Source organism: Sphingobium sp. LSP13-1-1.1 (genome assembly GCF_040676415.1).
Lineage (GTDB): Bacteria > Pseudomonadota > Alphaproteobacteria > Sphingomonadales > Sphingomonadaceae > Sphingobium.
This window is the reverse complement of record NZ_JBEGHU010000034.1, coordinates 192,539-201,378: the sequence shown is the minus strand read 5'-3', so window position 1 is coordinate 201,378 and position 8,840 is coordinate 192,539. Positions and strand designations below refer to the sequence as shown.

At 64.6% G+C, this 8,840-nt stretch carries 11 protein-coding genes; 5 read left to right on the top strand and 6 right to left on the bottom strand.

Features of this window, described 5'->3' with window-relative positions; genetic code table 11:
• Window positions 1–34: 34 nt before the first annotated feature.
• The gene (locus MRBLSP13_RS16265; RefSeq protein ID WP_363738635.1) at window positions 35–1,279 is read left to right on the top strand and encodes a putative DNA modification/repair radical SAM protein; all 1,245 of its coding nucleotides are present in this window, start codon (window positions 35–37) and stop codon (window positions 1,277–1,279) included.
• Here the strand turns inward: MRBLSP13_RS16265 and MRBLSP13_RS16260 are convergent.
• Entirely contained in the window at window positions 1,256–1,498 is a 243-nt protein-coding gene (locus MRBLSP13_RS16260) for a hypothetical protein (RefSeq protein WP_363755732.1), read from the bottom strand. The genes MRBLSP13_RS16265 and MRBLSP13_RS16260 overlap by 24 nt on opposite strands.
• On the opposite strand from MRBLSP13_RS16260, the gene MRBLSP13_RS16255 reads away from it, so the two are divergent.
• The 3 genes from MRBLSP13_RS16255 to MRBLSP13_RS16245 are packed head-to-tail and all read left to right on the top strand — an operon-like array spanning window position 1,409 to window position 3,624.
• Window positions 1,409–1,705 (top strand): hypothetical protein, encoded by a 297-nt coding sequence (locus tag MRBLSP13_RS16255; protein ID WP_363738955.1) that lies wholly within the window; start codon window positions 1,409–1,411, stop codon window positions 1,703–1,705. The two genes, MRBLSP13_RS16260 and MRBLSP13_RS16255, sit on opposite strands and share 90 nt — an antisense overlap.
• Before the next feature lie 53 nt (window positions 1,706–1,758).
• Window positions 1,759–2,223, top strand: coding sequence for a hemerythrin domain-containing protein (locus MRBLSP13_RS16250; protein ID WP_363738633.1), 465 nt, complete (start codon window positions 1,759–1,761; stop codon window positions 2,221–2,223).
• Window positions 2,224–2,229: 6 nt separating this feature from the next.
• Window positions 2,230–3,624, top strand: a complete 1,395-nt coding sequence (locus MRBLSP13_RS16245; RefSeq protein ID WP_363738631.1) for a UdgX family uracil-DNA binding protein — start codon at window positions 2,230–2,232, stop codon at window positions 3,622–3,624.
• A 45-nt stretch (window positions 3,625–3,669) separates the two neighbouring features.
• On the opposite strand, the gene MRBLSP13_RS16240 is transcribed toward MRBLSP13_RS16245, so the two are convergent.
• A complete protein-coding gene (locus tag MRBLSP13_RS16240; RefSeq protein ID WP_363738629.1) occupies window positions 3,670–4,068 on the bottom strand; it encodes a DUF1489 family protein in 399 nt (132 codons plus the stop codon).
• A 28-nt stretch (window positions 4,069–4,096) separates the two neighbouring features.
• Window positions 4,097–5,524, bottom strand: a complete 1,428-nt coding sequence (gene mgtE, locus MRBLSP13_RS16235) for a magnesium transporter (RefSeq protein ID WP_363738627.1) — start codon at window positions 5,522–5,524, stop codon at window positions 4,097–4,099.
• A 315-nt stretch (window positions 5,525–5,839) separates the two neighbouring features.
• Between mgtE and MRBLSP13_RS16230 the strand changes: the two genes are divergently transcribed.
• On the top strand, window positions 5,840–6,292 hold the full coding sequence (locus MRBLSP13_RS16230) for a peptidylprolyl isomerase (protein ID WP_363738625.1): 453 nt from the start codon (window positions 5,840–5,842) through the stop codon (window positions 6,290–6,292).
• Window positions 6,293–6,308: 16 nt separating this feature from the next.
• Here the strand turns inward: MRBLSP13_RS16230 and MRBLSP13_RS16225 are convergent, their stop codons facing one another.
• From MRBLSP13_RS16225 to MRBLSP13_RS16215, 3 genes are all read right to left on the bottom strand, one after another.
• A complete protein-coding gene (locus MRBLSP13_RS16225) occupies window positions 6,309–6,974 on the bottom strand; it encodes a hypothetical protein (RefSeq protein ID WP_363755564.1) in 666 nt (221 codons plus the stop codon).
• Window positions 6,974–7,555, bottom strand: coding sequence for a hypothetical protein (locus MRBLSP13_RS16220; RefSeq protein ID WP_363755562.1), 582 nt, complete (start codon window positions 7,553–7,555; stop codon window positions 6,974–6,976). The genes MRBLSP13_RS16225 and MRBLSP13_RS16220 overlap by 1 nt, the downstream gene beginning before the upstream one ends.
• A 126-nt stretch (window positions 7,556–7,681) precedes the next feature.
• The gene (locus tag MRBLSP13_RS16215; protein ID WP_363755560.1) at window positions 7,682–8,722 is read right to left on the bottom strand and encodes an acyltransferase family protein; all 1,041 of its coding nucleotides are present in this window, start codon (window positions 8,720–8,722) and stop codon (window positions 7,682–7,684) included.
• Window positions 8,723–8,840: the final 118 nt, after the last annotated feature.

Genomic DNA, 8,840 nt, shown 5'->3' with positions numbered 1-8,840 from the left:
ACAGTGGGGGATAGGGAACATATGATGAACAATCATGACCGCCCTCTCCATCCGGCAAAAGCTGGAAATCCTTGCCGACGCCGCCAAATATGATGCGTCCTGCGCGTCGTCCGGGACGGCGAAACGGGACAGCGCATCGGGACGCAAGGGCGGCATCGGTTCGACCGAGGGCATGGGCATCTGCCATGCCTATGCGCCCGACGGCCGCTGCATTTCGCTGCTCAAGATCCTGCTGACCAACAGTTGCATCTTCGACTGTCACTATTGCATCAACCGCCGATCGAGCGATGTGCGGCGCGCCCGCTTCACCGTGAGGGAGGTGGTCGACCTGACGCTGAGCTTCTACCGCCGCAACTATATAGAGGGCCTGTTCCTCTCCTCCGGCATCATCCGTTCGTCCGATTATACGATGGAGCAGTTGGTGGCGGTCGCGCGCAGCCTGCGCGAAGAACATGATTTCCGCGGCTATATCCACCTCAAGACCATCCCCGACGCCGACCCCGAACTGGCCCGTCAGGCGGGCCTCCATGCCGACCGGCTGTCGATCAATGTCGAACTGCCCACCGAACAGGGCCTGCGCAGGCTGGCGCCGGAGAAGGACAAGGGGCAGATCGAAAGCGCCATGGCGGGGATGCGCGACGCCATTGAGGAAGGCGCCGACGCCAGCCGCCGCTACACCCATGCGCCGCGCTTCGCCCCGGCGGGCCAGTCGACCCAGATGATCGTCGGCGCGGACCAGGCGGACGACAGGGCCATCATCCAGCGGGCAAGTTCGCTCTACAGCCGGCACAAGCTGCGCCGCGTCTATTACAGTGCCTTCTCGCCCATCCCCTCGCCCAGCAGCGTGCTGCCGTTGAAGCGTCCGCCGCTGATGCGCGAACATCGGCTCTACCAATCCGACTGGATGATGCGCTTCTACGGCTATTCGGCGCAGGATCTGGAAAGCGCGACCGATCCCGCCACCGGCTGCCTGCCGCTCGACATCGATCCCAAGCTCGCCTGGGCGCTGCGCCATCGGGAGGTCTTTCCGGTCGACGTCAACCATGCCCCGCGCGACGCGTTGCTGCGGGTCCCGGGGCTGGGCGCGAAGGCGGTGGACCGGATCGTCGCGAGCCGACGCCACCGCCGGTTGCGGCTGGACGATGTCGCCCGCCTGACGCGGAGCATCGCCAAATTACGGCCCTTCCTGATCGCGGCCGACTGGCGGCCGGTCCAACTGGCCGATCGGCTCACCCTGCACGTGGCGCCGCCGCCGTCACAATATGAGCTTTTTGAATGAGTCGCGCTCATTTTGCCGTTGATCGGAAAGGCGGTTCATGTTTTTCTTGCCCGACGCAAGGAAAGGGCCGGATTTTTGGCGACGAAGTGGAACGATGGTATAACGCGCCGCACGGGCCATGCCCAGCGGATGAGTTCCCATCTCGCCGCTGCGCTTGTCATTTTCTGCCTGCTCCAGATTTTCATTGTCGCCAAAATGGGCGGATCGCTGCTGCTGCATCTGGGCATCATCGTGGCGATCGGCGGCTTTGCCGTTGCCGCGCGGGGGCTGGAGCGGCGCTGGGAGCTGCTGGATCGCAGTGGCCTGCCCGCGCACGGCCTGGATCTTCGCTTCCGCCGCGATCTGGTGCAGCTCTGGGCGGCCAGCATTGGCGGCGGCCTGCTCTGGATTCCTGTCGCGATCATCTTTCGCGCGCTGTTCGGCTGAACCCAAAGGCCGGCTCCATCGTTGTTCCTTCCGCAAGAGAAGGAGCATCCCCCATGGCCAACCGCAGCATTTTCGACCGATTGAAGCAGGATCATGACGCCCACCGGCAGCTGTTCGACAAGATGGCTGACGCGAAGGACGAGCCCGATCGGCTGGAAAAGCTGTTCGAACAGTTCAAGGTGGAAGTGACCGCCCATGCGGCGGCGGAGGAGGAAACGCTCTACGCCACCATGCTGGCGCGCCCCGACCTGCGCGAGGACGCGCAGCACAGCGTGTCGGAGCACAAGGAGATCGACGACTATCTGGAGGAGCTGGAAGAGCTGTCCTTCAACGGCGAGGAATGGAACCACGTCTTCGCCCAGCTCAAGAAGCGCTACCTCCACCATATCGAAGAGGAAGAGGAGGAGATGTTCCCCGACGCCGCCAAGGAACTGACCGCCGAGGAGGAGGCGAAGCTGGCGGCCCGGTTCGCCCAGCGCAAGCCGGCGGAATTGCAGCGCGCAGAGGCGAATGACTAAGGGGCGATGCATCGGGCGCGGCTGAACGGAGCGGATGATTTCGATGGTTGGCGCCAGGCCGCGCGCGCCTTTGCCCTTGCCGGCACGGAGCCGGCCGACATTGTCTGGCAAACGGGCGATGAAGGAGATCTGTTCGCGGCGGACGAACCCCCTCCAGCGACTGACGGCGCCATATTTTCCGTCCCTCGCGCCTTTGTCGAGCTGGCTGAAACGGCAATCCTGCACAGCGATCCGGAACGTTTTGCCCTGCTCTACGCCCTGCTCGTGCAATTGCGCGGGCGCCCCGCCAGTCTGGACGATCGCGCCGACCCGCTGGTCCGCCGGGTGGAGGCGCTGGCCAAGGCGGTCCGGCGCGACATGCACAAGATGCGCGCCTTCGTCCGCTTCCGCGAACTGGCCGATGCGGACGGCGCGCGCTTCATCGCCTGGTTCGAGCCGGAACATCATATCGTCCGCGCCAATGCGGGTTTTTTCGTGCGCCGCTTCGCCTCCATGCGCTGGTCGATCCTGACGCCGGAGATCAGCATCCATTGGGATGGCGAGACGTTGACCGAAGGGCCGGGCGCCACGCGCAACGATGCGCCCGCGCAAGATCCCGTCGAGGATATCTGGAAGGGCTATTATGCGTCGATCTTCAATCCGGCACGGCTCAAGGTCGGGGCGATGCTGTCCGAAATGCCCCGAAAATATTGGCGCAACCTGCCGGAAGCCGCGCTCATTCCCGAACTGGTGGCAGGTGCCCAGTCACGGGAGGCAGCCATGATCGCAACGCCGCCCAAACCCTCCACCCGGCAGGGAAATGCCGACGCGGCCTGGAGCGCGCTGCGCGAGGAGGCGATGGGTTGCACCCGCTGCCCGCTCTACCGCGACACGACCCAGACAGTGTTCGGGGAGGGACCAGTCGATGCCCCGCTGATGTTCATCGGAGAACAGCCGGGCGATCAGGAGGATCTGGCCGGACATCCCTTTGTCGGGCCGGCCGGGCAATTGTTCGACCACGCGCTGGAGGAGGCGGGGATCGACCGCAGGCGCGCCTACGTCACCAATGCCGTCAAGCATTTCAAGCATGAGCGACGGGGCAAGAGGCGCATCCACCAGACGCCGGAAACGCCCGAAATCCAGGCTTGCCGCTGGTGGCTGACGCAGGAGCTGGAGCTGGTCCGGCCACGGATCATCGTCGCCCTGGGCGCCACGGCGGGGCGCGCTCTGCTGGGGAAGGCCGTGACCATCAGCCGGGTCCGGGGCGCGCCCCTGGCTTTGGAGGGCGGCGCGCAGGGATGGATAACGGTTCATCCAAGCTATTTGCTGCGGGTACCGGACGCGGCACGCAAAGCCGAGGAGAGAAAGCGCTTCATTGCGGAATTGCGGGAGGTCGGCGCGCAGGTGAAGGCGCTTGCCTGAAAAAGACCCCGCCCCCGCGAAGGCAGGACGGGATGATGTGAGACCTTAGAGCAACCCGAGCCGCGACAACTCCCCCAGCAACCGCGTCGGCATCGCATCCAGATCATTCGCCTCGCCTGCGCCCAGATCGGCCGGGGCGTCCTTCTCCTCCAGATAGCGCCAGCCTTGATGCGCCCGCTTGGGCACGGCGCGCACCGGGATCAGCCGTGGCTCCAGCCTGATCCAGTAACGGCCCTGTCCGGTTTCCTGAAAGCCCAGCAGCGGACTGCGCCCGACAAGCTGATGCCCATGAATCCAGAAGAGCGAACCGCCCTCCAGCTCCTCGACCCGCTTGGGCAGATAACGCGTCGTCAGCCTTGCCTCCTCCGCATGGCTTTCCAGCCAGGCGCGGAGCGTTGCAGGGCTTTCGCTCTGAAAGGCGATCTTGGTCAGGTGAAGCGGCATGGCAGGAAGATGGGCGCTGACCGGCCGATTACAAACCCCATATCGTGGCAAGGCCGAGGAAGGAGAAAAAGCCCATCACGTCCGTCATCGTCGTCACGAACACGGCGGAGGAAACGGCGGGATCGACATTCACCCTGTCCAGCGCGACCGGGATCAATATGCCCGATAGCCCCGCCACCAGATTGTTGATCAGCATCGCCAGCCCGATAACGATCCCCAGATCATGATTGCCGTAGATCAATCCCACCGACAGGCCGATCAATATGCCGAGCGCGGTGCCATTGGCGCTGGCGATGCGGAATTCGCGGACGATCTGGCGCATGGTGTTGGAACTGGTGAGCTGGTTGGTGGCGAGCGCGCGCACGGCGACCGCCATGGTCTGCGTCCCCGCATTGCCGCCCATGCCCGACACGATCGGCATCAGCACGGCCAGCACGACATATTTGGAGATGGTCGCCTGGAACAACCCGACCACGGAGGCCGCCAATATGGCCGTGCCCAGATTGACCACGAGCCATTGCAGGCGTGTGCGCACGGTTTGCAGGATGGGCTGGTTGATGTCGCCCTCACCCGCGCCCGACAGGCGAAGAATGTCTTCTCCCGCTTCCTCGGAGATGATGTGGACGATATCGTCGACCGTTATCATGCCGACCAGCCGACCGCTGCCGTCCACCACGGCCGCGGAAATCAGCGCATATTTCTGGAAGCGCAGCGCCACCTCTTCCTGGTCCATGTCGACCGGGATCAGCGTCTGTTCGCGCTTCATGAGGTCCGCCATGGCGACGCTGCGCGGGCAGGTCAGCACCCAGCTGAGCTGGCAGGTACCGATCGGCCTGTGCGCTTCGTCGACCACGAAGATTTCCCAGAAGTCGGTCGTCAGGTCGCGGTTGTCGCGCAGATAGTCGATCACCTGCCCGACCGTCATATGTTCCGGCACCGCGACCAGATCGCGCTGCATCAGGCGGCCGGCGGACTCCTCCGGATAGGACAGCGCGCTTTCGATGGCGGCACGATCTTCGGGATCAAGCGCGTCGAGGACAGCCTGCTGGTCGGCCTCCTCCATATCCTCGATGATGGCGACGGCGTCGTCGGTGTCCAGTTCGGCAGCGAACTCCGCCACCTGTTCGGGGAGCAGCGCGTCGAGCAGGTCGTCGCGGACATAGTCGTTGAGTTCGGACAGAACCTCCGCGCCGACCAGATCGCCCAGCGCCGCGGCCACCTCGCCCCTCCGTTCGGACGGGGTGAGTTCGAGAAGGTCGGCAATATCGGCCGGATGCAGCGGCGACACCAGTTCGCGGGCACGCTCCCGGTCATCCGCCTCTACCGCATCCAGAACGGCATCGACGAATTCGCCCTTCAGCCGATCATCCTCGTCATGGCGGGATTCGACCTGCCCGGCGGCAATGTCCTCAAAATCGTCCGGCCGGGGTTCGGCCAAATCGGCTCGCTCGCTCATCGCGTCCCCTACTGTCCGGTTCCTGTAGCATTTCGCTGCTTTTGCCCATGCCCGTCATAATTGCAATGGCTTCCATCCCCGTCTCAGGATCTAAACTCAATTACGGCGAGGATCGAGACAGGCTTGTCCGGGATGCTGTGGGAGAAGAAGCGCGAGAAGCGGGCGCTTTGCCCGGTCGAGCGCTTCGACGCTCCACAGCGCCCGGACAAACCTGCTCCGAAGGAGTGGGACCATCTCGACCTCACCGTAATTGAGTTTAGACCCTAACGCTCTATATGGTCCATCTCCCCAATTTTCCCCGGAAGAGGATTTTTCATGGCCGACGACACCCTGACCCTTACCCTCGACAGCGGCGGCGACGTCGTCATCAAGCTGCGCCCTGACCTGGCGCCCGGCCATGTCGAGCGCATCACCCAGCTTACCCAGGACGGCTTCTACGACGGCGTCGTCTTCCACCGCGTCATCCCCGGCTTCATGGCGCAGGGCGGCGACCCGACGGGCACCGGCATGGGCGGATCGAAGCTGCCCGACCTCAAGGCCGAATTCAGCCGCGAGCCGCATGTCCGGGGCGTCTGCTCCATGGCCCGCGCGATGAACCCGAACAGCGCCAACAGCCAGTTCTTCATCTGCTTCGACGACGCCACCTTCCTCGACGGCCAGTACACCGTCTGGGGCGAAGTCACGTCGGGCATGGAACATGTCGACGCCCTGCCCAAGGGTGAGCCGCCCAAGACCCCGGGCAAGATCGTGAAGGCGACCATTTCCTAAAGCATTTCCTGCGGCATCATTTTGGCCCGTCAGTGGCGGAGGCGGCGTTGCCCGCCGTCTCCGTCGCTTCTCCGGCCGGTGGCTGATAGGGGCCGACGCTCTCCATATGCCAGCGGCGATCCGCCTCGCTGGTGCCGGGGACGTCATTGGCCCGCCGCAAGGTGACCTGCCGCAGCCGGTACCAGGGCTTGCCGTTCGCGGCCAGACGCCCATAGACCTGCACCGGCACCGTCACGAACAACGATCCCGCCGCACCTTCGATCACGCCCGGCGCGCCCACCTGGGCATGGATTTCGCTGAACCCGCGAAAGCGGGCAGCAAAGCGCGCATCGTCCTCCGCTCCCATGGCGCTGCTGTCGTTCCACAGGTCCTGCGCGTCATTATAGCGTTTTTCCTCCAGCAGGCCGTAATAGCCCTGCACCACCTGGGCGGCGCCCTGCGCGCCCTTGGGATCGATGGAATCTTCCTCCACCACCGGCTGCGGGTTGACCGGCAGGCCGCCGGGCATGCCGGGCGCAGGAGGATTCAGCGGCTCCAGCACCGCCTGCGCCTCCGCCCGGACGCCGTTTTCGACCTGCGTCGCATTGGCGCCATTGGCCAGATTGTCGATAGCGCTCTCCTCCCGGCCATCACAGGCGGCGAGCAGCAGCAGGCCGAGAACCACAGTGGACCCAAGCCGCATCAGTTGCGCCGGCCCCGCCAGCCGTCGCGTCCGGACCGGCCGCCGCCGCCGGATCGCGCGCCGCCGTCCCCGCGTGCGCGCGGCGCGCCCCAATTGCGGTCAGCCCGTGATGTCGTCATATCGCCTGATCCCCTTCCTGTCGCCTGCGCGCCCGCAGCGGGATTGCCCTGCGGGGCATTCCTCCAGCCGCCATTCCATCGATTGCCGTCGCCGCCGGAACGCTCCCGCCAGCTCTGTCGCGGCACGCCACTGTTCCAGTCGCCGCGCGAACCCCCGTCGCGGCGCGCATCCCTGCGTCCTTCCCAATAGCGGCGCTGACCGTCATTCCAACGCTGGCGATGGCCGCTGCGATTGTACACATAATAGCCGCTTCCGGGATAGTAGTAGCCGTCATACCAGCCGCCATAATATCCTGGACGATAATAGCCGGGGCCCCAATAATCATCATAATAGCCGCCGCCATAATAGCCGCTGCCCACGCTCACGCCGCCATAATAGCCGTCGTCATAAGCGCAACCGCCAAGGGCCAGCGAGCCGGCAAGGCCGATCGCGGCAAGCAACCTTCGTCCGGTCCAGGCCATTGCCTTTCTCCTTCGTCCTGCATCCATGCCATGCATAACGCGGGCTGCTTGAATTGGTTGTGAATGGCGAGCATGGGGAGGCCGGTCCAGCGCGTGAAATCGGCTTCGGCCGCGCAGCCGCGTCGCTCAGGCCTGGCTCGGCGTGCCTTCGGCGGGCACAGCCCTTTGCCGATGCCCCCGCCACCAGCCTATGATCGCTTCCCCGGCGGGCCGCTCCACCAACCGGTTGATCAGCGTCCCCAGGGTCAGGGCCACGGCAAAGGCCGTCGCAAAAGCTGTCCAGGGACCATATCCCGCCTGCGCCATCTTCAGCATCACGACGAAGCCGACATGCTGGTGGATGAGGTAGAAGGAATAGCTGATCCCCCCCAGCCAGACGAGCGGACGAAGCCGGAGGAAACGCAGTCCCCCCGCGATCAGCGTGGCGAACGCCGCCAGCAACAGGACGCCCGCCAACAGGATGTCCGGACTGTCGACCGTCGCGATCGAGAGCAGCGCAAGCGCCGCATAGGGTGCCTGCTGGCGCCAGCTCCGCTGCCCTGCCCATACGCGATAGGACAGCATGCCGATGATGAAGAAGGGCACGTAACGCAGCACCAGCAGCATCACGATCCGTTCCGGCATGCCTGGCCAGAGCGCATAGAGCCAGCGCAGGACCAGCCAGCCGATCAGCACGGGCTCCAGCCGCTTGAGGCCCTTGCATTTCCAGATCGACACCATGCAGGCGTAAAAGGCGATCTCGACCGTCAGCGTCCAATAGGCGCCGTCCACCTCCGGCAGGAAGGCGAAGCCCTGCAACATGGTGAAATTGGCGAGGACGGCACCCGGTCCGACCAGCAGTTGCGAAACCCGCGCCAGGGATTCGATGCCCAGGGTCAGCAGCATCGCGACGAGATAGGCGGGATAGAGCCGGGCGAAACGGTTGACCAGGAAATCGGCGACCGTGTGGATGCGATCAAGCGTGAAGAATATCGCGAAGCCGGAAATGGCGAAGAACAGCAGCACCCGGTAATTGCCGCCCAGGAAGCTGAAGGGCACATGGGCCGCCTGCGGGAACAGTTCGTGAAATCGCGTCGAATAATGGAAGATGAGCACGCACAACGCACCCAGCCCCCGCAAGGCGTCCAGTTCCGTCAGGCGGCGATTGGAAGGACGCGACCCCGTCATGCGGCGGACATAGCAACATTACGGCAATCATTCCGTTAATATCGTGGTTAACATAGGGGCCGATGGCATTGCCGGAACTCAGCACCTGTACCGTTTTGGGAGGAGCGCAGCCGGGACC